Raw genomic sequence first — 21863 nt, forward strand, 5'->3', positions numbered from 1 at the left:
ATCGCTCATTCAAGGCGATGGATTTGACAGCGGCCGGTTCGGATCTATGCTTACGGTCAATCAACCGAAGATGGAGCGAGCGGCCTGCCCGGGCCCTGTTCATCCCTCTTTTGTGGCTATTCCATGCGCTGCCGGCGACGATCAGCAAGCGGCTGTTGCAGTCATCGCAGGCGCACGATGACTGATCACTGCAAGGCAACGGGGCCGAGGCCATGCGTTTCGTGTTCATTGGTAGTGGCACCCTGGCGGTACTGACCAGCCGCATGCTTGTGGAGCGGCAGCATGAGGTCGTCATCATCGAGCGTAGTGAGACGCTGATCGAACAGCTGCGCGAGGAGGTGGACGCCGGCTTCATCCATGGAGACGGCACCCGTCCGGCGATCCTGCGCGAGGCCGATCCGGAGGCGACGGACCTGCTGTTCTGCCTGACCCGCGATGATCAGTCCAACATCATCGCCAGCCTGGTGGCTCGCTCTCTTGGCTACCGGCGCGTGGTCACCAAGATCGAGGACCCAGAACTGGAGCACATCTGCGCCGAACTCGGCCTGGCCGGGTCCCTGATCCCGATGCATACAGTCGGCCGTTATCTGGCCGATATGGCAGAGGGGCAGGACATCATCGAACTGTCCGATATCCTGCGCGGGGACACCCGCATCTTCTCGTTTCGGGCCAACGCCGCCGAGGCGCTACGGATCGACGCCTTGAGCCTACCCGAGTCGGCCCGCGTCATCTGTGTCTACGGCAAGGACGACGAACTGCGTTTCGCTGATCCGGACTTGCGCATCCAGGAGGGGGATGTGGTGGTCGTGCTGACCCGCACGCGTTCACTCAAGGTGCTGCGTGAGCGCTTTGGGCCGCAGGCCAGTGACTCTCAACATGGCGGCGGCGTGTAACACAGAGACGCGGCGCGTGAGGCGATGCGTGTGTCCCGGCTCTGGTGCGGGACACCTTTTGTGTGGAATGTGCCGGGTGCCTGTCAGGCTGCCGGGGTGGCCTTGACCGCCTCGATGGTGGCCGATACGACATAGTCCTCCACGCCCCGGCCCGGGGCCCAGTCGCGGATGAATTCCCGGGACTCATCCTTGGGTGCAATGCGTACCTGGGAGAAGCCGGCTGCGGTGATCATCTGCTCGAGTTCCTCGATCAGCGAGGCATTCCCCATGCAACCGGCGATGAGTTGCTCGTCCTGACGCATCGCCTCGGGTAACTCCACCGTGGCGACCACATCCGAGATGGCCAGGCGTCCTCCGGGTTTCAGCACCCGAAAGGCCTCGCGGAAGACCTGTGACTTGTCCGGCGAGAGGTTGATGACGCAGTTGGAGATGATGACGTCGGCACTGGCATCGGCCAGCGGCAGGTATTCGATTTCACCGAGACGGAACTCGACATTGGTGTACCGGCCGCGGGCGGCGTTGTGGCGCGCCTTGCTCAGCATGTCGGGGGTCATGTCGATGCCGATGACCCGCCCCTGATCGCCGACCTCCTGGGCCGCCAGGAAGCAGTCGAAGCCGCCGCCGGCGCCCAGATCGACCACCACCTCCCCGGGCTTGAGTGAGGCGATGGCGCCGGGATTGCCGCAGCCCAATCCCATGTCGGCGCCATCGGGGACGCTGGCCAGTTGCTCTGTGCTGTAGCCCAGCCGGGTCGAGATCAGGGTGTTGATGGCCTGATCATCGGAGACGCCGCAGCAGCTCGACGCGACACCGCAGCAGCCGCCGGCACTCTCGACCTGCGCCACTTTGGCGTAGGCGCTACGGATAGTTTGGCGATGCTCGTCGTGCTCGTGATGCTTGCTCATGGTGGATTCCTGTTGTGGTGTGGGGACGATGGAAATAGTTGCAGGATAAGTGCTTACTCGGACGCAAAGAGCGAAGCCAGGCGCTTGAGCGTTGCCGGTGCCACCCAGCATTCGATCTGGCGGCCGTTTCGCTGCATCTGTACCAGCCCTGCCCGATGCAGTTCCTTGAGATGGTGCGACAGGGTCGATGGGGCGATATCCAGCCCCTTGCCCAGCTCGCCGACGGTGTGTCGCAGTGCCACCTCGGTGCTGCAAACGGTGCCCGGGGTACAGCAGCGCACCAGGCGCTCGAACAGGGCCAGCCGATGGGGATTCGACAGGGCCTTGAACATCTGCGCCCGTTCTTCCAGGTCAATTCGATAATTCGGCATAATTCGAAATATAGTGGCAAACGCCTGCCGATGGAAGCATCGGTGCGGGAGTCGTGGCCGGTTCGCTGGCACAGGGCTTCGAGCAGTGCGGCGCTTGCACCCGCAAGCGACCTGGCACCTCAAGTTTCGCTACACAAGGCAAGGGCTTTTCGCTACTGGGCCAGCCTCAGAGCTGGACCCATGCGGTTCCTGCTCGCTGTCTTGAGCCTTGGGCAATCCAGCCCTGCTCGCTGGCCAGCGGCTACGGCAGGGCGCAATGGAATCGACTACCTTTAAGGAGAGCATCTGGCCGCGATCCGATCCTGTGGGCAAATAGGGGTCGTCGGGTCGCCCATCCCGGATCTCGATCCCGGATTCAACCCGGCCCAGGCAATGCCAACAGCAGAGACATCCTTCCACGGCGAGTCGTCGCCGGCGATGGCGGCGGGACACATCGGCCACATCGATGAGGTGCACGGACCTGTGGTGGTGGTCGCCTGTCATCGGCTGCCGCCCTTGCGCCAGGCCCTGATCGCGCGCATGGATGGGGAGACCTACAGCTTCGAGGTGCATCAGCACCTCGGCCGTGATCGGGTACGGGCCATCACGCTGCATCGCACCGCCGGACTCACCCGCGGCATGCCCGTCTACGACACCGGCGCGCCCGTGCATGTACCGGTCAGCCTGGACAGCCTCGGCCGGGCGCTGAACATGTTCGGCGAGCCGCTGGACGGCGGTCCGCCCTTGTCGACGAGTGAGTTCCGCAACATCCGCGGCGCGCCGCCGCGACTGTCCGAAACCGTGGCAACCGGCGAGGTGCTGCATACGGGCATCAAGGTCGTGGATTTGCTGTGCCCCTTTGTCCGTGGCGGCAGCACCGGGCTGTTCGGCGGCGCCGGGGTCGGCAAGACGGTGCTGGTGATGGAACTCATGCACGCCGTGGTGGCGCTGCACAGGGGGGTGTCGATCTTTGCCGGCGTCGGCGAGCGCATCCGCGAGGGCCACGAGCTCTGGCATGCCCTGGACGACGCCGGCGTGTTGCCGAAGACGCTGTTGGTGTTCGGCGAGATGGACGAGTCGCCGGGCGTGCGCTTCCGTGTCGGCCACACCGCCCTGACCTATGCCGAGTACCTGCGCGATGAGCTTGGCAAGGAAGTGCTGTTCCTGATGGACAACGTCTTCCGCTTCGTCCAGGCCGGCAGCGAGATCTCCAGCCTGCTCGGACGCATGCCGGCGACGGTGGGTTATCAGCCGACGCTCGACACCGAGGTGGCCGAGGTGGAGGACCGCATCAACTCCACCGAGCGTGGCGCCATCACCTCGGTGCAGGCGGTCTATGTGCCGGCGGACGACATGACCGACCCGGCCGTGACCACCATCCTCGGTCATCTCGACACCACGGTGGTGCTTTCGCGCGCCCAGGCCGGCGCCGGCATCTACCCGGCGGTGGATCCGCTCGCCTCGGGCAGCCGGCTCATGGACTGGCACCTCATCGGCAAGCGCCACTATGCCATCGCCGAGGGCGTGCGCGAGCATCTGGCGCGCTATCACGAGCTGGAAGACGTCATCGCCATGCTTGGCCTGGCCGAGCTCTCGCCCCGTGACCGCAAGATCGTTCTGCGCGCGCGCAAGCTGCAGCGCTATCTCACGCAGCCCTTCCATGTCACGGCCGCGCAGACCGGCATGGACGGCGTCTCCGTGGCTCTCGACGCCATGCTGAACGACTGCGAGGCCTTCCTGCGCGGCGACCACGACGAACTGCCTGAGGAGCGCTGCTACATGCGCGGCGCGCTGTCGCCGTCATGAGCACCTTTGCCGTGAATCTGCAGGACGCCCATGGTCAGGAACGGTTCGATGCGGTGCGGTCCTTTGTCGGCACCGATGCGACCGGGTCCTTTGGTCTGCTGGCCGGGCATGCGTGCTTCATGACCATCCTGGAGCTGGGTCTCGCGCGGCTGCGCCATGCCGACGGTCGACTGGAGTATCTGGCCCTGCCCGGCGCGCTGGTGGATTTCAGGGACAATCAGCTGGTGCTGAGCACGCGACGCTATTACCGCGACCCGGACTACGCGCGCATCAGCGCACTGTTGCGCGAGCGGCTGGCGGCGGAGGAGCAGGACCTGGCCGCCCTGCGCGACAGCTTGCAGCGCCTGGAGCGCGAGATGCTGAGGCGGCTCTGGGAGCTGGGGCGCGGCGGGGAGCAGGGCCGGTGACGCCGATCCCGAACGATCACGAGCTGCACCGGCGTGTCGAGCGCGATGCCGCCCGCCTGGCCAAGGCCGAAGCCGAGCGCGAGGGCCTGATCGTGCAGACCGTCTACCTGGGCACCCTGGGGCTGGTCTTCGTCCTGCCGGTGGTGGCCGGGGCCTATCTGGGGCATTGGCTGGATACCCTCAGCGCCGGGTATTCCATGCGCTGGACCCTGAGCCTGCTGTTCCTCGGCCTGGTGATCGGCGCCTTCAACGTCTATTTCCTGATTCGCAGCCGGGACTGACCGATGGACCAGGAACCGCTCTTTGCCCATACCCTGTTCCAGCTTGGTCCAGTGGTCGTGCGCGACACGACCCTGACCACCTGGCTCTTGATGTTGGCGCTCTGGCTGTTCGCCTGGGCGGCGATGCGTCGGCTACGGGGTCCAGCCGAGGGCTCACCCGGACTGTTTCAGACCGCCGTCGAGGGCATGATCCTGGCCATGGATGACGCGGTGCGGGAGGTGCTGCCGCGGCACGCGGATCAGGTGCGGCCGTTCATCCTGACGCTCTGGATCTTTCTGGTTACGGCCAATCTGATCGGGCTGATCCCGGGGCTGCACTCGCCGACCCGCGACCCCTCCGCCACCGCCGCGCTGGCGGTGCTGGTGTTCCTCTCGGTGCATTGGTTCGGCATCCGCAGCCAGGGGCTGCGCAGCTATCTGCGCCATTACCTATCGCCGTCGCCGATCCTGCTGCCCTTCCACCTGATCAGCGAGATCACCCGCACGCTGGCGCTGGCGGTGCGTCTGTTTGGCAACATCATGAGCCTGGAACTGGTGGCCTTGCTACTGGTCTGGGTCGGCGGGCTGCTGGTGCCGATCCCGATCCTGATGCTGCACATCATCGAGGCCCTGGTGCAGGCCTACATCTTCGGCATGCTGGCGCTGGTCTACATTGCCAGCGCCATCCAGACCGGCGCCCTGGCCAGTGACTCATCCTCGTCTGCTACGGAGGCAGAGCAATGACCGACATGAGCTGGATCGTCTTGACCTCCACCGTCGCCGCCGCCCTTGCCATTGCGCTCGGCGTCATGCTGCCGGCGCTCGCCATGGGACGCGCCATCAGTCAGGCGCTGGAGTCCCTGGCCCGGCAGCCCGAGAGTGAGCGCTCCATCATGCGCACGCTGTTCATCGGTCTGGCGATGATCGAGTCGCTGGCGATCTACTGCCTGGTGATCGTGCTGATCATCCTGTTCCGCAACCCCCTGCTGGAGTACCTGCTCAAGTAGTCCGAACCCTGACCCCTGAACCCTGGACCCCCGAACCAACGCCATGGGACTCGACTGGTCGACCTTTCTGCTCGAGATCGCCAACTTCCTGATCCTGGTCTGGATCCTGAAGCACTTCCTGTATGCGCCGGTGAAGGCGGCCATCGAGCAACGGCACAAGCGGGTGGCAGCCATCCAGGCGCAGGCCGAGGCCACGCGCAGCGAGGCCGAGCAGATGCGTGCCGACTACGCGTCGCGCCTCGGCGACTGGGAGCGCGAGCGGGCCGAGGCGCGGGCCGAGCTCGATCGGGAGCTGGCCGCGGAGCGCAGCCGACGGCTGGAAGAGCAGCAGGCCGAGCGGGCGCGGGCGCGCGACAAGGCCGCCGTGCTCGACGACCGCGAGCGTCGCCAGCGCCAGCGCCAGGATCAGCAGCGGGCCCTTGCCCTGGCCGCCGGCTTTGCCGGCCGGCTGCTGACACGGCTGGCCGACGCGACGCTGGAGGCGCGTCTGTGCGATGTGCTGCTGGAAGACCTGAATCAACTCCCCGAGGCGGAGCGCGCTGCGCTGGCCTCGGCGGCCGACGCGGGGACCGCCTCGGTGCGGATACAGAGCGCCTTTGACCTGCCGCCGGAGCGCCGTGAGGCCATTGGCTCGGCCCTGAGCGAGATCGCCGGGCGACCGCTGGAGCCAACATTCGCCCAAGAACCCGCCTTGATCGCCGGCCTGCTCATCGAGGCGGGCCCGCTGATCCTGCGGGCGAACCTGCGCGACGAGCTGCGCGTCTTCAGCGAGATCGGGCAGTGAGCGCCGGGCTGCCGCTGGATCAGGCAGCGACCTGGCTGCAGGACTACGCCTTCGGGCTCAGCGTCCACGAGCAGGGCGTGGTGGTCTCGGTGGGCGACGGCATCGCCTGGATCAGCGGTCTGCCCTCGGCCGCCGTGGACGAGATCCTGAGCTTCGCCGACGGCAGCCGCGGCATCGTCTTCGGGCTGGAGCGCCAGCTGGTGGGCGCCGTGCTGCTGCACCAGACCCAGCGCCTCACGGCCGGCACCCAGGTCTACCTCACCGGGCGTGGGGTCGGCATTCCCGCCGGCGATGCGCTGCTCGGCCGCATCGTCGACCCCCTCGGCGCGCCGCTGGACGATCGCCCGCCGCCGGACTGTACCGATCGGCGCACCCTGGATGCGGCCTCGCCGCCGATGATCCAGCGCGACTTCGTCAGCGAGCCCTTGTTCACGGGCAGCAAGATCATCGATGCCCTGATCCCCATCGGACGCGGCCAGCGCCAGTTGATCATTGGCGACATGGGGCTCGGACGCAGTGCCTTGGCCATCGACACCGTCATCAACCAGGCCGGCAGCGACCTGCGCTGCGTCTATGTGCTGATCGGACAGAAGCGCTCGGCGGTGGTCGACACGGTGCGCCTGCTCGGCGAGCATGGGGCGCTGGAGAACACGACGGTCGTGGTTGGCGAGGCCAGCGCGCTGCCTGGGCTGAAATACCTGGCGCCCTTCGCCGGCTGCGCCATCGCCGAGCACTGGATGGCCCGCGGCCTGGATACCCTGGTCGTTTACGACGATCTCAGCGCCCACGCCCGCGCCTACCGCGAGCTGTCGCTGCTGCTGCGTCGCCCGCCGGGGCGCGAGGCCTATCCGGGCGACATCTTCTTCCTGCACGCGAAGCTCTTGGAGCGCGCCACGGCGCTGGCGGCGGGGGAGGGCGGCGGCAGCATGACGGCCCTGGCCATCGTCGAGACACGTCTGGGCGAGATCGCGTCCTATATCCCGACCAACCTCATCTCCATCTCAGACGGCCAGATCTACCTGACCCAGGAGCTGTTCGCCGCGGGCTTTCTGCCCGCCATCGACATCCCGCGCTCGGTCTCGCGGGTCGGCGGCAAGGCGCAGCCGCAGGCCATCAAGCGCGAGGCGGGGCGCATGAAGCTGGATTATCTGCAGTTCCTCGACCTGGAGATCTTTACCCGCTTTGGCGCGCGTCTCGAGGCCGGCGTCGAGAGCCAGCTCAAGCGCGGGGCCATCCTGCGCGAGCTGCTGCGTCAGGACCGCTTCTCCCCCTTGCCGATCCGGGCCCAGCTTGCCTGGCTCATCGCCTTCAATGCCGGGCTCTTCGACCGGGTGGAGCTGGATCAGGTGGCCGGGCTGGCCGAGCGCCTGCGCCACGGTGTCGAGTCGAGCCCGCTGGACCTGGATGATCCGCGCGAGCGCTGGCTCGGCGCCATCCGCGGCTGGCTCGGGCTGCCAGAGCCGGATGGCTCGGGTGAAGCCGATGATCAGGGGCCGGCCGCATGAGCCGGCTGCATGAGCTGGAGGACCGTCTGGCCGGCCTGGACGACATTGGCAAGATCATGCGCTCGATGAAGAACCTGGCCTACATGGAGTCGCGCAAGCTGGGCCGTTTCCTGTCGGCCCAGCAACGGGTGGTGGCCAGCATCGACAGTGCCGCGCGCGACTTCCTGGCGCATCATCGGAGGCTCTTGAGCGACGCGTCGGAGATGGCGGAGGTGGCCATCCTGATCGGTGCGGAGCGCGGCTTCTGTGGCGATTTCAACGAGGCCGTCCTGCAGGCTGTGGGTGGTGCGACGTCCGAGGCGGAGCGGATGCGGCTGATCGCCGTTGGCGGCCGGCTGGGTCAGGCCCTCGACGGCGACCCCCGCCTATTGGCCGTGCTGCCCGGGGCCAGTGCCACGGAAGAGGTCCCGGCCGTGCTGCGGGGGCTGCTGGATGCACTGCAGGAACAGCTCCGGCCGCCGGCCTCGGCACGGCTGTCGGTGGTGCACTGGAGCAGCGACCCCGAGCAGGTGCAGCACGTGTCTGTGCTGCCGCCGTTTCGCCACTACCTGGCCGGACCGGAGCCGTCGCAGGGCTTTCCGCCGCTGCTGAATCTGTCTCCGGAGGCCTTCCTGGCGGGGCTGATCGAGCACTTCCTCTTCGCCGCCCTGCACGAGAGCCTCTACAGCTCCCTCATGGCCGAGCAGCAGCAGCGCCTGCGCCATCTCGATGCGGCCCTGCGGCGCGTCGACGAGCGCATGGGCAGCCTCAGACTGCGTCGCAACATGCAGCGTCAGGAAGAGATCACCGAGGAGATCGAGCTGATTCTGCTCAACCTCGGACTCGATCGCGTCGGCCTTGAGCATTAGAGCGATCCGCCTTCCCGGCCGGTACGATGATCAAGGCCGTCGGGCTTGTGCGCTGGTTAGGCGACTTCTTGAAGCCGATTCGCCAAATCCTGTCCGGCCGTCGGTTTGGGAAGCGCCTTGCCGTCTCGGCGATAGAGTTCGATAGTTTCATCAACGATTTCGCAAAGTTCACGAAAAACCGAAACTTCCTCTTCGCCGTGACATCCGCCGAGCATCAGCCCTGGACAACTTCCTACGTAGCATTGGTCTTCTTCAGACCACTCGACAAGTTTTGCGTATCTGTCGCTATCTTTCATTTTCAGACTCCGCGATGGCTCGCTGCACAGCACGTACGAGGTACTGTTTCGCGTCGTCTCCGGGTTTGCCGGCGACGGTTATGGGCTTGACGACATTCGGATGCACGAAATTCCGGTAGCAACCCTTGCCGCCTCGATCAACAAACCCTGCCTTTTGCAACTGAGCGATAAGCTCTCTTACTTTAGGGGGCAAAGTTGCAGCTCCATGTGGGACATCCTATTACACTGCGGCACAGAAGGATATCATAAGGGCGGACTACTGCTATTCCAGTCACGCGATCAGCGCAATCTAATCCTTCTGATTGCCATTTACTTTTCTGGTGCGGCCTTTGAGCCACTCAATCGTAGCTTTTCCGATACGCAGTTCTCCGAGGCGGATCCCCTGATTATCGTACACATCTAATTCGACACCGTTGTTGCGGAGATCCATGGATACTGCGAGATCTTTAACGCTGACGTTCATTGTTGCCCCAAGATTATGTTTCCGCGCCCGTGTCTTGCGTTGGTGATGTAGGAGCCTGCGCAGTTGTGTAGGCGCCTAACGACCAAGCTCACCGGCGGCAATGGAGCGCAGCGGAATTGCCGTCCGAGTGCAGCGCCTTGTTGGGCATTTTCTGCCATTCATGCCATAACATACTGTTTTTACGCATTTATTTGCGCAGCCATGCGACTTGACGACGGCTGTCATAATTTGTATGATGGCTGTCATGACTACGACGACCAAGAATCCAGCTCTTCGACGAATGCGGGAAATTCTCGACGAAAAGTACTTCTATAAGGTGGAGTACTTTGAAGGCCGCACGCAATTTATCCTTATTGGAGATGACCCTTCTTTTGGCGAAAACGCACTTTGCTTTGAGGTTTACCCAGGAGCACCTTTTTGTCTTTTTGTCGCAACCGCATCGAACCCTCCCAAGAAGATTAAAGATAAAGCATTAAGTCATGCCCTAGCAACCGAGACAATAGGCACTGTCGCGTTTTTTTCTCACGACAATGAAGATTTTGAAGTTCTAAGGAGACGTTATCGAGACGACAAATTCGAAACAGTACATGGCATCGAATATTACTATAAGGGTTCGGCTGGCGGCGCATTACGTTTATTCGAGGAAGGCGCTGAATATCAAGCCTCCAGTACCTCACAAACGGCTAACTTAATTCCCATAACCAATAAGCTAGAGAACATTTTTTTCGAGATTCATTCGGCAATGCGCGACATTGATGGACTCCATGCAGATGCCGCCCTCGAAGAACTTTGCAAACTCCTATATCTAAAGGCATATTTAGAAGAACAAGAGTCGATACTTCCTATTTCACGTGTTACTTCAACATCTTTTGGCACTATTGAGGAGTATGCATCGTGTTTACGCGCACTCTATCGCGAAGCGATTAATTATGATTTGCGTGTCTTTCGGTTAAAGATCCCTGAATATGAACGCTCTAGAGGAGTCTTTGACCTGCCCATCTTTCTTTCGAGTTCTGCATTAGTAAAGTCATTCCAGCTCATCGAAGAGTTTTCTTTGACCCGATCCGACACGGACCTGAAAGGTCGCGCGTTCCAAAAAGTATTGAGCAAGTCAGTGCGGTCTGGCATGGGACAATACTTTACGCCAGCGCAAGTGTGTCAACTAATGGTAGAAATAGCGGCACCCACAAGTTCCGAACTAATCTTAGATCCATTTTGCGGTTCTGGTCATTTTCTTACAGAGTCTCTTTCATATGTTCGTCATTCAGCCCCGGACCACACTAAGGAATACCATGAGTTTGCGTTCGGAAAACTTCATGGAATTGAGAAAAGCGACAGGATGACTCGTATAGCGATGACCGATATGCGCCTCAATGGGGATGGGCACTCAAATATCCGTTGCACAGATGCTTTATTGGATTTCAGAAACTATCCGGATTTGAAACCAGAAAGTTTTGACTTGGTTTTGACTAATCCGCCATTTGGTTCAATTCTAGGCGTCGAAGCATTCTCAGGTTTAGCCAAATTTTCATTGGCACAAGGGCGCAAAAAGGTACCTCTCGAAATTGTAGGTCTGGAAAGATCAATTCAGTTTCTGCGGCCAGGAGGTCGCATTGGAATTGTATTGCCAGAAAGTATTTTTAATGCGGAATCTCTTAAGTACGTAAGAGAGTGGCTGTTAAGCAAGTTAGCTATACGGATAGTTATTGATCTTCCTAATGAGACCTTTGCGCCATTTGGAGCAAATGTGCGCAGCGGAATACTTCTTGGAAGAAAATTGCGGCCTGGCGAAGGTGCTACGAAGAACCATAAAGTGTGCATGATCCGAATTGACAATCTTGGTTATGATGCGGCTGGGCGTGAAACAAGCAATTCAGAGATAGCGGAAGCCATTAAAACAGCTAAACGATTCTTGCAAAAGGAAGGCTGGTAAATGAAAGCTAAAGCAGTTTCTATCTCTGAATTAATTGAACTCGGCAAATGGCGAGCCGACCTTCATGTGCACGAAGACGCGGAAATAAAATCTGAGAATTTCGAGCTCGTTCGACTCAGTGAAATCGTGATTGAATCTAAAACCGCGAGGAACCCCTCCGAGTCCGGCCAAGATGGGTTTTACTATATAGGTCTTGAGCATGTTGAATCCATAACAGGCGACTCGCAAGGTATTTCGATTGTAACTAGTGAACACATTCGATCCCGATCAAAAGTGTTTACCCAAGGAGATATTCTTTACGGTCGCCTTCGCCCTTACTTGAGAAAAGCTCTCTACGTTGAGCCGCCTTATACAAATGGACTTTGTTCGACAGAGTTTATTGTGCTCAAGGCAAAAACCCAATTCATATTGCCATTGTTTCTTCGCGAAATTCTTGTTTCTGACGCTGTAACGGAACTTGTTTCAAGATTGCAAGCTGGCGCTGCTTTGCCACGGGTTTCTTCGAAAGATTTACTAAATATATGTATTCCGGTTCCTCCTTTGAAGTATCAAGAAGAGTGTGTTGCAAAAATTGAACGTTTCAGAAAACAAAGGCGAGAACTGCTCTTAAAGGCTAATGCGCTTACCGAAGAAGGACAAAAGCTCGTATCCGAGGTATTCGACTAACATACTAATAATCCATTCATTTTATTGCGCGGGCTACCCTTGGAAAATTCCGCGCCATAAAATCAAGGAACCTTGCCTTGGTAGGATCGGAAGCATATTCCTTTTTCAGAATATCCTTTCCGGTTTTTCCTCGCGAACCAAGCATTCGCAGCATGCCGCCGAAATTCGCGGCATATGACACGCCCGCTCCTTTAGCTGATTCAGGACCAGAACGACGTTCACGAACACCTGACGCATTCAATGGCTCACCAACATGGGCACAACTATGTATAGCGCAGCCATCTGGACAATTGCCTTTCTGAATGAAACTACCGCCTCTCTCTAAGTGTAGCGCATCCCTCAATTGTGCAATGGGCAAAGCGTAGCCAACGAAATAGTCGAGAATAGCTGGATATACATTTCTTGGTTGGTCATTTATTGATTTCCAATCCCAAAGAAACACTGCAAGTAATTCGTTCTCCGCAAATTCATGCTGGAGCCTATCAAAGTGCGCCTTTGATTCATCAGCCGAGGCAACCATGGATTTCACTTCAACACGAAATAACTCACCTTTTTTTGTTTCTGGATTCCACTCCTCCCCCCTAAGTATGCACGCGAAATCGTTATACTCATGACCATATATCCACCCAAGTTCAAATGATACATCCTGATCTTTCTTGAGAATGCCGTTTAGGTGAAACCCCCATAGCGCCTCAATAACACTGCCCATGCCGCTTCCAATGCGCCCCCCGCGGGTATGGAAGACTTGCTCCGTAAATACATTTACAGCATCGACTGTAACATGGGTGCTCGTTATGATTCTGTCAGCAGCAGAATGCGCTAGTGATCGTCTGTTATTTTGCTTTGCCATTGGTACCCGTTTTTTATGCCCAACGTCAGCCTCAGCCGCTGCCTAAAGCGCTGCAAGCGAAGCGAGCGGCGCTTTAGGCAGTCGGCTGGAGGCTTTTGTTGGGCCATAACACTTGCTACATACAGCTCGTAAGACCCGTATTTACTGGCGGCAGCTAGTTCCGGGCGTCTCGACCCGGCAGTTCGCAAGCCAGACAGGAATCCTCTCCCAAGGTGCCAATGCCAGTTCACTATTCTCAGACAAAAGTTTGCAGTCTTCTGTGGTTTTCAGCAAATAGCGGGGTGGGGATGAATCCTGCAAGGCTATTGCTAGGCTAGGCAGTGACCAATTGTTGATAGCCGCGCCGGGATATTCAGACAGCCACTGCGGACGTGTCGTTTCCAGGTCGATACAGGTATCGTTTTGCGAAGGAAGGCTGGCAATTAGATTTGCGCCTACAATATTCCACACCACTGCCTTAACGAAAATCACAACGAGGTAGAGGGCTGCCAACCAAGCAGCAAATGCAAGACGTTGAGGTAGGAGGGCACGCGCCCGTTTCATACGGTCTATCGCTGCCAACACCAATATCATCACGAAAAAAAAGAATGTGGCTCCGGTCTTCAGGACAATGCCGTGTTCGAAGTACTGCGAAGCCAGCGAGCCAATCGCAAGGGTTGGCAAACTGAACAAGGTGATTTGCTGACTGGATAGTCTCATCTGACTGTAGCGGCTAGTCAGGAAGGCTATCAAGAGGCTGAGCAGCAAGACTACGACCAGAGCAATCATTCCGGCAATGGCGCCAGGGATAACAACATGACCGCTGCTGCTTTTTGTTGTTAGATACCAGAAAGCAGCACAAGCCACCGCAAATCCTGCCCACATTAACCGCCGCTGCAGCGCGCTATTGCTGTCCATAAACAAAATCAGGCCAATACCGCTGCTGGCCAGCAGAAGGAACAGATTCTCTGGACTGGTCTTGAAAAAATAACCCGAAACGCTCTGTGAGGTCTCGTAACGAGACGTATACAAAAGTGACCATCCGAGCTTGCCTAGAAAAAGCGTAGTGAACGCCAAGGATATCTGGAAGTATTGCTTGCGTTCTATTTTGCGTAACAAGGCTAGACCAACGCTAATCATACCTAACGTGAAAAACTCTCCTGCTACCAATGGATGTAACGTAAACAGCAACGGCGTAGTGAAAAGAAATGCTAACCAGAATTTCCTACTGCACGGGTAAAGCAAGACGCTCAAGTACAAGGGCAGAACAAGTTGCAATGAAATCAACAGTTCGGATACCCAGGAAAAATTCACAGTATTTACGAAAAGTATATACAGCGCTGGCCAGATGAAGAGTTCTGGACTGTCCCGCCGTACAACGAGCCACGATAATAAGAGGGCAAGAGCGGGTACCAGAGCGTAGCCGAGTCCAAACAACAGTCTAACGTCAGGTAAAGCAAGTCCATGGGTTGCCCCAAGTAACGCGGGAAGTTGAAACAACCCTGCAGCATGCCGAAAATGAGGGGTCAATGGCTCCTGGAAGTAGTACAATTTGATAAAGTAGTAAGCACCGTCTTGGAATAATGGAAGAGAGTTGGTGGCGGCGATCCCCCCTGCAACTGCCGTAAGGATTATGGCCAATGACGCCAGCCATGTATTGATGCGTGAAGAACCGTCTGGCGCAAAGAGGTTATTGCAGATTAGATTATGGAAACGTAGTTTGGAAAACATGGCCATGTACACAATATGTCCTATATATAAGTAGCATTATAGTGACAAGCATCAAGAGATTTAATCTTCTTTTGATGCCTCATAAAATCAGCAAGAGTGGCTATTTATTGACGCCCAACAGTGTTCTTAGACTGACGGTGGCGTGCGTATCAGTCTAGTTTTGCTATGCTTGAGGTGAGCCTAGCACGCCAGCGAGCTTTGTCAATGCCCAATCCACACTCCGGGTTTTTCCGGTCGCCCACGCCAACGGAGGCGCTTCGCCCCCAGGCCCCCTCCCACCCCACCCCCTCCGGCTGGGAGCGCTACCTTGCGCTGCTTCGGCGTGAGCGCGTCCCTGAGCACCAACGCCGCTGGTATGTCCTTCGCGCCGAGGCCTTCATCGCCGCGGTGCGGCCGACGCGGATGCGGCAGGTGAGCGCGGATCAGGTCACGGCGTTCCTCACGCGCTATCCCCGTGAGCACCGGCTCACGGGCTGGCAGTTTCGTCAGCTGGTCGATGCGCTGCAATGGCTGTTGGTCGATCTAAGTGGAAACGAGGCCGCGGCGAGGTTGGATTGGGACTATTGGCGCTCGGCCGGCGAGACATTGACGGCGGATCATCCGACGGTGGCGGCGGCGTTGCCGGCAGAAGAGGCGGTCGAGCAGGCGTCGCGCTTCGCCAGCGCGGCGGAGCAGTGGCCGTTGCTGAAAGACATGGCCCGGGTGATGCGCTCGCGTCGGTATGCGATCCGCACCGAGCAGACCTATCTGGATTGGTGCCATCGTTTCCTGCTGTTCTGCCGGAACAAGCCGCCTGAGACAGTGCAGGCCGCGGATGTCGAGGCCTTCCTGACCCATCTGGCGGTGGACCGACAGGTGTCGGTGAGCACCCAGAGTCAGGCGCTGAACGCCTTGGTGTTCTTGTTTCGCTACGTGCTTAAGCGTACGCCGGAGCAGATGCAGTTTCGCTATGCGCGGCGCGAGCGCAAGGTGCCGGTGGTGTTATCGGCGGACGAGCTGCGGTCGCTGTTCGAGCGGCTGCCGGCGCACTATGCGCTGATGGCGCGGCTGATGTATGGGACTGGAATGCGGCTGATGGAGGCGATTCGTCTGCGGGTCGGGGACCTGGACTTCGGCAGCGGCCGGGTCATCGTGCGCAGCGGCAAGGGTGGTAAGGATCGGGTTGTGCCCTTGCCGCAGCGCTTGGAGGTGCCGTTGAAGGCGCACCTGGAAGCGGTCAAGGCACTGCACGACGACGATCTGGCCGCCGGGGTCGGGGCCGTGTCTCTGCCGGGGGCCTTGGCGCGGAAGTCACCGAACGCACCGCGGGAGTGGGTCTGGCAGTATGTGTTTCCGAGCCCGAATCTGTCGCGCGACCCGAAAGGCGGGGCGGTGCGCCGGCAGCATTTGAACGAGAGCGGTCTGCAGCGGGCGCTGAAGCAGGCCGGCCAGGCGGCGGGGATCGCCAAGCGGGTGAATTCACATTGTCTGCGGCATTCCTTTGCGACCCATCTGCTGCAGGCGGGGTACGATATCCGTACGGTGCAGGAGTTGTTGGGGCACAAGGATGTGTCGACGACCATGATCTACACCCATGTGTTGAATCGGCCGGGGGTGGTTCCGGTGAAGTCGCCCGTGGATAGCCTTTGACGGAACGGTGCGATTGCGGTTCGTCCAGGCAACAGAGCCAACCCAACAGGACGTCCGGGACGACCCGCGGGAGCGACGCTTGCGCGAAACGCTTACCCGTTGATGCTCATAGGGTAGGGTAGCGTCATGACCGGAGTATCCCCGATGGACTTTCGCAGCCAGTCCGGCAGGGCAGGAGTCGATCGATGCCAAGGCTGAAACGGATCAGGCTCTGGGGCCTGGCGCTGCTGCTGGCGGTCGCTGGCGGTGTCGCGCTCTATCTGGGCCTGGCGCATTCGCCGCGGCACGACACCGAGCGGCTGACGCTGTACGGCAACATCGACCTGCGCGTGGTCGATCTGGCCTTTGAGACCAGCGGACGCCTCAGCGCGCTGCTGGTCAGCGAGGGGGCGCGGGTTCAGCCGGGTCAATTGCTGGCGGTGCTCGATGATCGGCAGGCAGCCTTGAGCCGGGATGTCGCCCAGGCCCGCCTGGACAGCCAGCGCGCCGTGCTGGACCGACTCATCGCCGGCGCCCGCCCGGAGGAGATCGCCAAGCTCCGGGCGGACCTGGAGGCGGCGGCCACGGAGGCGCGCAACGCCGCGCGCCGGGCCGAGCGCAGCCGCGATCTGGCCGAGCGCAAGCTGGCCTCGCCGCAGGAATACGATGATGCGCGCACCGCCGCGGAGGCGGCCGAGGCCCATGCAGTCGCAGCGCATGCGGCCCTGGACCTGGCCCTGGCCGGCAGCCGCGCCGAGGACATCAGCGCTGCCCGGGCGCAGCTTGCGGCGCTGGAATCGGAGCTGGCGCTGGCCGGCGTGCAGTTCGGCTATACCCGACTGCACGCCCCGGCCTCCGGCGTGGTGCAGAATCGCCTGCTCGAGCCCGGCGACATGGCGGCGCCGGATCGGCCCGTCTTTACGCTGGCCCTGACCTCACCGCTCTGGGCGCGGGTCTACCTGGCCGAGCGCGACCTCGGGCGCGTGCGGCCGGGGCAGCCGGCGCGGGTCTACAGCGACAGCTACCCGGGCAAGGCCTACCCGGGCTGGGTCGGCTATATCGCCCCGAGCGCCGAGTTCACGCCCAAGACGGTCCAGACCACCGAGCTGCGCGCGGACCTGGTCTACCAGGCAAGGGTCTATGTCTGCGACCCGGACGCCGAGCTGCGCCTGGGCATGCCCGTGACCGCCGAGATCGACCTGGCCGCCGAGCCGCTGTCGGCGCCGGGCTGCGCACCTGGGCTGGCCGATGGCCCGGCTGGCGGACTGGACCAGTTTGGACATGACTGACCTGATATGACTGGGCCGGTCCTGACCGCCGTTGATCTGCGCAAGGGTTTTGGTGCCGGCGATCGCGCCATGATCGCACTCGATGGCGTCTCGCTTCAGGTGGGGGCGGGCGCCGTGACCGGCCTGATCGGACCGGATGGGTCCGGCAAGACCACCTTCATGCGGCTGGCGGTCGGGCTACTGTTGCCGGATGCGGGGCGCATCAGCTGTCTCGGCCTGGACCTCAGCAGTCAGTCCGGCGCCGTGCAGGGCGCGGTGGGCTATATGCCGCAGCGCTTTGGACTCTATGAGGACCTGAGCGTGCGGGAGAACCTGGACCTGTACGCGGACCTGCAGGGCCTGCCGCTGCAGGAGCGGCCGGAGCGCTACGCAGCGCTCCTGAGTATGACCGGCCTGGGCGTGGTAACCGGGCGGCTGGCCGGTCGGCTGTCGGGTGGCATGAAGCAGAAGCTTGGCCTCGCCTGCACCCTGCTGAGACCGCCCCGGTTGCTGTTGCTCGATGAGCCCACCGTGGGCGTCGATCCGCTGTCGCGCCGGGAGCTTTGGCGCATTGTGCAGGGCCTGGTGGAGCGCGAACGCATGAGCGTGCTGCTGTCCACCGCCTATCTGGACGAGGCCGAGCGCTGCGCCGATGTCATCCTGCTGCATCAGGGTCGGGTCATCGGCCAGGGGCCGCCGTCGAGCTTCAGTGCGCCCTTGCGCGGGCGCGTCTTTCTGGTGACCGGCCCAACGGGCCAGCGCCGTCCCCTGCAGGCGCGGCTGTCGCGCCAGCCCGGCGTCCGCGATGCCCTGCTGCAGGGCGATGCAGTGCGCGTCGTCACCGATTCGGCCGAGGCGCCGGACTGCACGCCACTCGGGCCCTCGGTAAGCTGCGCACCAGCCCAGCCCTGCTTCGAAGACGGCTTCATCGATCGGCTCAAGCCGCGCACGGAGCAGCCGGCCGACCTACAACCGCTCGACCGCCGTAGGAGCGCCGCCCCCGGCGCGACGGCTGCCGCGATCGAGGTGGACCATCTCAGCAAGCGCTTTGGCAGCTTCACCGCCGTCGATGCCGTGAGTTTCAGCGTGCGCGCCGGCGAGGTGTTCGGTCTGCTCGGCGCCAATGGTGCCGGCAAGACCACGACCTTTCGCATGCTCTGCGGCCTGTTGCCGCCAACGAGTGGCCGGCTCAGCGTGGCCGGCGTCGACCTGCGCCGCGCCCCCGCGGCGGCACGCGCCCGCATCGGCTACATGTCGCAGCGCTTCTCGCTCTACGCGGGCCTCAGCGTGACACAAAACCTGCGCTTCTTCGGCCGCGCCTATGGGCTCGGCGGCCGTCGGCTGCGCCAGCGCATCCACTGGGCCCTGGGCGCCTTCGCGCTCGCCGACCTGGCCGATGCCGAGTCCGGCACCCTGTCGCTGGGCTACCGGCAACGGCTGGCCATGGCCTCGGCCTTGCTGCACGCGCCGGACATCCTGTTCCTCGACGAGCCCACCTCTGGCGTCGATCCCTTGGCCCGGCGCGAGTTCTGGGGCCGCATCAACGCGCTGGCCGAGGGCGGCATCACGGTGCTGGTGACGACGCATTTCATGCAGGAGGCCGAGTATTGCGACCGGCTGGCGATCATGGCCGCCGGGGCCCTGCTGGCGGAGGGCTCGCCGACCCAGATTCGCGAACAGGTCCGGGCCGCGCCGGGCGCCGCGACAGGACCGGTGGAGACCCTGGAGGATGCCTTCATCGCGCTGATCCAGGCACGGCCGCAAACCGGTACGGGCGATGCGCGCCCAGGCTAGTCATCGGCGGCTTCTGGGCCTGCTGCGCAAGGAATGGCTGCAGGTGCTGCGCGATCCGTCCAGCATCGCCATCGCCTTCGTGCTGCCGGTGGGGCTGCTGCTGCTGTTCGGCTACGGGGTGTCGCTGGATGCGCGGAACCTGCGCATCGGTCTCGTCATCGAACAACCGAGTGCCGAGGCCAGCGACCTGGTGAGCGGCTTTCGTCAGTCCGTCTACTTCGAGCCGCGGTTCTTCGACAGCCGCCAGGCGGCCCGCTCCGCCCTGGCCCAACATGCCATCGACGGCTTCATCGTGTTGCCGGCGGATTTCGCCCGGCGTCTCCAGGCCGCAGATGAGGTGCCGGCACAGGCCATCGTCAATGGCGTCGATGCCAACTCGGCGCGGCTGTTGTCGGCCTATGTGCAGGGTGTCTGGTCCACCTGGCTGCAGCGCGAGCTGGCGACGCGCTCGTCGGGCCCGTCCGAGCCTGTGGCCGCCGAGACGCGCATCTGGTTCAACCCGGAGCTGCGCAGCCGCAACTACCTGGTGCCGGGCCTGCTGGTGGTGAACATGACCCTGGTCGGGGCGCTGCTGACGGCGCTCGTGATGGCGCGCGAATGGGAGCGCGGCACGCTGGAGGCGCTGCTGGTCACGCCCGTGACCCTGCGCGAGATCCTGCTCGGCAAGCTGCTGCCCTATTTCGCCCTGGGCATGGGTGGCATGGCGTTGTCGGTGCTCATGGCCCTGACCCTGTTTCAGGTGCCGCTGCGCGGCTCGTTCTGGGTGCTGGTCGCTTGCTCCATGCTGTTTCTGCTGGCCGCCTTGGGCATGGGGCTGTTGATCTCGATCGTCACCCGTAATCAGTTCGTCGCCGGGATGATCGCGCTCGTCACCACCTTCCTGCCGGCCTTCCTGCTGTCCGGGTTTCTATTCGACATCAACAGCATGCCGGTGGTGGTACAGGCCATCACGCACCTGATCGCGGCGCGCTATTTCGTCGCCATCCTGCAGACGCTGTTTCTGGCCGGCGATGTCTGGAGCCTGATCCTGCCGAATGCCGCCGCGCTGGCCATCATGGCCATCCTGTTCCTTGGCCTGAGTCGGCGGCTGCTGCGCAAGCGTCTGGAATGAACCAGATCATCGCCCTTGTCGTCAAGGAATTCATCGCGCTGTTCAAGGACAAGCGCGCGCGATTCGTCGTCATCGTGCCGCCGCTGATCCAGTTGCTGGTGTTCGGCTACGCGGCCTCGTTCGACCTGAACCGCGTCACCTATGCGGTCTTCGACCGCGACGGCGGCCCGGCGGCGCGGGCCCTGCTGGCGCACTTCGAGGGCTCGCCGACCTTCGAGCTGCGGTATCGCATCCGGCGCCAGGACGAGATCGCGGCGCTGATCGATGCCGGCGAGGTGCTCTTGGTGCTCCAGATCGACCCGGACTTCGACGGCGATCTGCTCGGTCGGCACGGCGAGGCGCCGGCGAAGCTGCAGGTCATCATCGACGGACGCAACTCGAACACGGCCCAGGTGGCGCAGGAGTATGTCAACCGCGTGGTTGCCGACTTCAACCGACACTGGATTGCGGCGCAGGGGCTCGGACGCTCGCCACCCGAGCTGGCGGTGCGCGCCTGGTACAACCCGAACCTGGAGAGTCGCTGGTTCTTCGTCTCGGGGCTGGTTGGCCTGCTGACACTGGTGGTGGCCATGATGGTGACGGCCATGTCGGTGGCCCGCGAGCGCGAGCAAGGTACCTTCGATCAGCTGCTGGTCACGCCGTTGCATCCGGCGCAGATCCTCATCGGCAAGGCGATGCCGGGGCTCTTGATCGGTGTGTTCGAGGCATCGCTGGTGGTGCTGGCGGCCGTGGTCTGGTTCGGCGTGCCGCTGGTCGGCAGCCTGGCCGTGCTCTACACCGGCATGCTGCTGTTCCTGCTGGCCGCGGTCGGCGCCGGCCTGATGATCTCGTCGCTGGCGCTGACCATGCAGCAGGCCCTGCTCGGGACCTTTCTGTTCATGGTGCCGGCGGCCATCCTGTCCGGATTCTCCACCCCCATCGCCAACATGCCAGAGCCCGTGCAGTGGCTGACCCTGGCCAATCCGCTGCGCTACTACCTGATCATCGTGCGCGGCGTGTTCCTGGAAGGCGCCGGCTTCTCGGTACTGCTGCATCAGATGTGGCCGCTCGCCCTCATCGCGCTGCTCTCCCTGAGCGCCGCCACCTGGCTGTTTCGGCACCGGATGGACTAGGGGAACGCTGATTTGTTGGCCTCCCTGATCCGAGACAGGCTGGCACCGGGCTGGATCATGCCGTAGGCCCGGGCTACCTGCGTCGACAGGTCGGCGATGATCGGGAAGCCGATCTCGACGCCGAATTTCTCCTTGATGTTGCGCTCCCAGGCGATGTGGGAGAAGTTGCTGTCGATGGACAGGCAGAGCAGCTCGCAGTTGATCGCCTGAAAGTCCGCGTGGCGCTTGGCGAAGGCGATGAACTCGGTGGTGCACACCGGGGTGAAGTCCGCCGGGTGCGAGAACAG

At 61.8% G+C, this 21863-nt stretch carries 23 protein-coding genes and 1 pseudogene; 16 read left to right on the top strand and 8 right to left on the bottom strand.

Annotated features, from left to right (window positions below):
• Positions 1-212: 212 nt before the first annotated feature.
• Positions 213-893 (top strand): potassium channel family protein, encoded by a 681-nt coding sequence (locus F2Q65_RS15580; protein ID WP_150094337.1) that lies wholly within the window; start codon positions 213-215, stop codon positions 891-893.
• Between the two features lie 83 nt (positions 894-976).
• Here the strand turns inward: F2Q65_RS15580 and F2Q65_RS15585 are convergent, their stop codons facing one another.
• A complete protein-coding gene (locus F2Q65_RS15585; RefSeq protein WP_150094338.1) occupies positions 977-1798 on the bottom strand; it encodes an arsenite methyltransferase in 822 nt (273 codons plus the stop codon).
• A gap of 53 nt (positions 1799-1851) precedes the next feature.
• A complete protein-coding gene (locus F2Q65_RS15590; protein WP_150094339.1) occupies positions 1852-2169 on the bottom strand; it encodes an ArsR/SmtB family transcription factor in 318 nt (105 codons plus the stop codon).
• A 417-nt stretch (positions 2170-2586) separates the two neighbouring features.
• On the opposite strand from F2Q65_RS15590, the gene atpD reads away from it, so the two are divergent.
• Genes atpD through F2Q65_RS15630 form a run of 8 tightly spaced genes read left to right on the top strand, consistent with a single transcriptional unit; the run spans position 2587 to position 8765 of the window.
• Complete coding sequence (gene atpD, locus F2Q65_RS15595) at positions 2587-3954, top strand: F0F1 ATP synthase subunit beta (RefSeq protein ID WP_150094359.1); 1368 nt, start codon at positions 2587-2589, stop codon at positions 3952-3954.
• Positions 3951-4361 (top strand): F0F1 ATP synthase subunit delta/epsilon, encoded by a 411-nt coding sequence (locus tag F2Q65_RS15600; protein WP_150094340.1) that lies wholly within the window; start codon positions 3951-3953, stop codon positions 4359-4361. The genes atpD and F2Q65_RS15600 overlap by 4 nt, the downstream gene beginning before the upstream one ends.
• Positions 4358-4642 (top strand): AtpZ/AtpI family protein, encoded by a 285-nt coding sequence (locus tag F2Q65_RS15605; protein WP_246156274.1) that lies wholly within the window; start codon positions 4358-4360, stop codon positions 4640-4642. Before F2Q65_RS15600 ends, F2Q65_RS15605 begins: the two co-directional genes overlap by 4 nt.
• Before the next feature lie 3 nt (positions 4643-4645).
• On the top strand, positions 4646-5365 hold the full coding sequence (locus F2Q65_RS15610) for a F0F1 ATP synthase subunit A (RefSeq protein ID WP_150094341.1): 720 nt from the start codon (positions 4646-4648) through the stop codon (positions 5363-5365).
• A complete protein-coding gene (atpE, locus tag F2Q65_RS15615; protein ID WP_150094342.1) occupies positions 5362-5628 on the top strand; it encodes an ATP synthase F0 subunit C in 267 nt (88 codons plus the stop codon). Before F2Q65_RS15610 ends, atpE begins: the two co-directional genes overlap by 4 nt.
• A 43-nt stretch (positions 5629-5671) precedes the next feature.
• Positions 5672-6412, top strand: a complete 741-nt coding sequence (locus F2Q65_RS15620; RefSeq protein ID WP_150094343.1) for a F0F1 ATP synthase subunit delta — start codon at positions 5672-5674, stop codon at positions 6410-6412.
• The gene (locus tag F2Q65_RS15625; protein ID WP_150094344.1) at positions 6409-7917 is read left to right on the top strand and encodes a F0F1 ATP synthase subunit alpha; all 1509 of its coding nucleotides are present in this window, start codon (positions 6409-6411) and stop codon (positions 7915-7917) included. Before F2Q65_RS15620 ends, F2Q65_RS15625 begins: the two co-directional genes overlap by 4 nt.
• Entirely contained in the window at positions 7914-8765 is an 852-nt protein-coding gene (locus F2Q65_RS15630; protein ID WP_150094345.1) for a F0F1 ATP synthase subunit gamma, read from the top strand. The genes F2Q65_RS15625 and F2Q65_RS15630 overlap by 4 nt, the downstream gene beginning before the upstream one ends.
• 56 nt (positions 8766-8821) lie before the next feature.
• Here F2Q65_RS15630 and F2Q65_RS15635 read toward each other — a convergent pair whose 3' ends face one another.
• From F2Q65_RS15635 to F2Q65_RS19540, 3 genes are all read right to left on the bottom strand, one after another.
• On the bottom strand, positions 8822-9061 hold the full coding sequence (locus tag F2Q65_RS15635) for a hypothetical protein (RefSeq protein WP_150094346.1): 240 nt from the start codon (positions 9059-9061) through the stop codon (positions 8822-8824).
• A complete protein-coding gene (locus F2Q65_RS15640; RefSeq protein WP_150094347.1) occupies positions 9051-9254 on the bottom strand; it encodes a type II toxin-antitoxin system HicA family toxin in 204 nt (67 codons plus the stop codon). Before F2Q65_RS15640 ends, F2Q65_RS15635 begins: the two co-directional genes overlap by 11 nt.
• A 96-nt stretch (positions 9255-9350) precedes the next feature.
• Complete coding sequence (locus F2Q65_RS19540) at positions 9351-9491, bottom strand: hypothetical protein (RefSeq protein WP_170265772.1); 141 nt, start codon at positions 9489-9491, stop codon at positions 9351-9353.
• Between the two features lie 277 nt (positions 9492-9768).
• Between F2Q65_RS19540 and F2Q65_RS15645 the strand changes: the two genes are divergently transcribed.
• Positions 9769-11457 (top strand): HsdM family class I SAM-dependent methyltransferase, encoded by a 1689-nt coding sequence (locus F2Q65_RS15645; RefSeq protein WP_170265773.1) that lies wholly within the window; start codon positions 9769-9771, stop codon positions 11455-11457.
• Entirely contained in the window at positions 11458-12123 is a 666-nt protein-coding gene (locus tag F2Q65_RS15650) for a restriction endonuclease subunit S (protein WP_150094349.1), read from the top strand.
• Between the two features lie 16 nt (positions 12124-12139).
• Here F2Q65_RS15650 and F2Q65_RS15655 read toward each other — a convergent pair whose 3' ends face one another.
• Together F2Q65_RS15655 and F2Q65_RS15660 are read right to left on the bottom strand one after the other, a co-directional pair.
• Positions 12140-12973, bottom strand: a complete 834-nt coding sequence (locus tag F2Q65_RS15655; RefSeq protein ID WP_150094350.1) for a hypothetical protein — start codon at positions 12971-12973, stop codon at positions 12140-12142.
• Between the two features lie 141 nt (positions 12974-13114).
• On the bottom strand, positions 13115-14689 hold the full coding sequence (locus F2Q65_RS15660) for a hypothetical protein (RefSeq protein ID WP_150094351.1): 1575 nt from the start codon (positions 14687-14689) through the stop codon (positions 13115-13117).
• Positions 14690-14887: 198 nt separating this feature from the next.
• Between F2Q65_RS15660 and F2Q65_RS15665 the strand changes: the two genes are divergently transcribed.
• From F2Q65_RS15665 to F2Q65_RS15685, 5 genes are all read left to right on the top strand, one after another.
• Positions 14888-16312, top strand: coding sequence for an integron integrase (locus F2Q65_RS15665; RefSeq protein WP_150094352.1), 1425 nt, complete (start codon positions 14888-14890; stop codon positions 16310-16312).
• A gap of 185 nt (positions 16313-16497) precedes the next feature.
• The gene (locus F2Q65_RS15670; protein WP_150094353.1) at positions 16498-17580 is read left to right on the top strand and encodes an HlyD family secretion protein; all 1083 of its coding nucleotides are present in this window, start codon (positions 16498-16500) and stop codon (positions 17578-17580) included.
• A gap of 6 nt (positions 17581-17586) precedes the next feature.
• Positions 17587-19353 carry an ATP-binding cassette domain-containing protein gene (locus F2Q65_RS15675; protein WP_150094354.1) on the top strand — a complete coding sequence of 589 codons (1767 nt, stop codon included), beginning with the start codon at positions 17587-17589 and terminating at the stop codon, positions 19351-19353.
• Positions 19337-20464, top strand: a complete 1128-nt coding sequence (locus F2Q65_RS15680; protein WP_150094355.1) for an ABC transporter permease — start codon at positions 19337-19339, stop codon at positions 20462-20464. The genes F2Q65_RS15675 and F2Q65_RS15680 overlap by 17 nt, the downstream gene beginning before the upstream one ends.
• Entirely contained in the window at positions 20461-21576 is a 1116-nt protein-coding gene (locus tag F2Q65_RS15685) for an ABC transporter permease (protein WP_150094356.1), read from the top strand. Before F2Q65_RS15680 ends, F2Q65_RS15685 begins: the two co-directional genes overlap by 4 nt.
• Positions 21577-21614: 38 nt before the next feature.
• On the opposite strand, the pseudogene F2Q65_RS15690 reads toward F2Q65_RS15685, so the two are convergent.
• Positions 21615-21863: pseudogene (locus F2Q65_RS15690) on the bottom strand (redoxin domain-containing protein); the annotation flags it as partial.

It is taken from the genome of Thiohalocapsa marina (genome assembly GCF_008632335.1).
GTDB classification, from domain to species: Bacteria; Pseudomonadota; Gammaproteobacteria; order Chromatiales; family Chromatiaceae; genus Thiohalocapsa; species Thiohalocapsa marina.

Coding starts and splice junctions, on each gene's coding strand:
- F2Q65_RS15580 (WP_150094337.1), top strand. CDS start 213: ATGCGTTTCGTGTTCATTGGTAGTGGCACCCTGGCGGTACTGACCAGC.
- F2Q65_RS15585 (WP_150094338.1), bottom strand. CDS start 1,798: ATGAGCAAGCATCACGAGCACGACGAGCATCGCCAAACTATCCGTAGC.
- F2Q65_RS15590 (WP_150094339.1), bottom strand. CDS start 2,169: ATGCCGAATTATCGAATTGACCTGGAAGAACGGGCGCAGATGTTCAAG.
- atpD (WP_150094359.1), top strand. CDS start 2,587: ATGGCGGCGGGACACATCGGCCACATCGATGAGGTGCACGGACCTGTG.
- F2Q65_RS15600 (WP_150094340.1), top strand. CDS start 3,951: ATGAGCACCTTTGCCGTGAATCTGCAGGACGCCCATGGTCAGGAACGG.
- F2Q65_RS15610 (WP_150094341.1), top strand. CDS start 4,646: ATGGACCAGGAACCGCTCTTTGCCCATACCCTGTTCCAGCTTGGTCCA.
- atpE (WP_150094342.1), top strand. CDS start 5,362: ATGACCGACATGAGCTGGATCGTCTTGACCTCCACCGTCGCCGCCGCC.
- F2Q65_RS15620 (WP_150094343.1), top strand. CDS start 5,672: ATGGGACTCGACTGGTCGACCTTTCTGCTCGAGATCGCCAACTTCCTG.
- F2Q65_RS15630 (WP_150094345.1), top strand. CDS start 7,914: ATGAGCCGGCTGCATGAGCTGGAGGACCGTCTGGCCGGCCTGGACGAC.
- F2Q65_RS15635 (WP_150094346.1), bottom strand. CDS start 9,061: ATGAAAGATAGCGACAGATACGCAAAACTTGTCGAGTGGTCTGAAGAA.
- F2Q65_RS19540 (WP_170265772.1), bottom strand. CDS start 9,491: ATGGATCTCCGCAACAACGGTGTCGAATTAGATGTGTACGATAATCAG.
- F2Q65_RS15645 (WP_170265773.1), top strand. CDS start 9,769: ATGACTACGACGACCAAGAATCCAGCTCTTCGACGAATGCGGGAAATT.
- F2Q65_RS15650 (WP_150094349.1), top strand. CDS start 11,458: ATGAAAGCTAAAGCAGTTTCTATCTCTGAATTAATTGAACTCGGCAAA.
- F2Q65_RS15655 (WP_150094350.1), bottom strand. CDS start 12,973: ATGGCAAAGCAAAATAACAGACGATCACTAGCGCATTCTGCTGCTGAC.
- F2Q65_RS15660 (WP_150094351.1), bottom strand. CDS start 14,689: ATGGCCATGTTTTCCAAACTACGTTTCCATAATCTAATCTGCAATAAC.
- F2Q65_RS15665 (WP_150094352.1), top strand. CDS start 14,888: ATGCCCAATCCACACTCCGGGTTTTTCCGGTCGCCCACGCCAACGGAG.
- F2Q65_RS15670 (WP_150094353.1), top strand. CDS start 16,498: ATGCCAAGGCTGAAACGGATCAGGCTCTGGGGCCTGGCGCTGCTGCTG.
- F2Q65_RS15675 (WP_150094354.1), top strand. CDS start 17,587: ATGACTGGGCCGGTCCTGACCGCCGTTGATCTGCGCAAGGGTTTTGGT.
- F2Q65_RS15680 (WP_150094355.1), top strand. CDS start 19,337: ATGCGCGCCCAGGCTAGTCATCGGCGGCTTCTGGGCCTGCTGCGCAAG.
- F2Q65_RS15685 (WP_150094356.1), top strand. CDS start 20,461: ATGAACCAGATCATCGCCCTTGTCGTCAAGGAATTCATCGCGCTGTTC.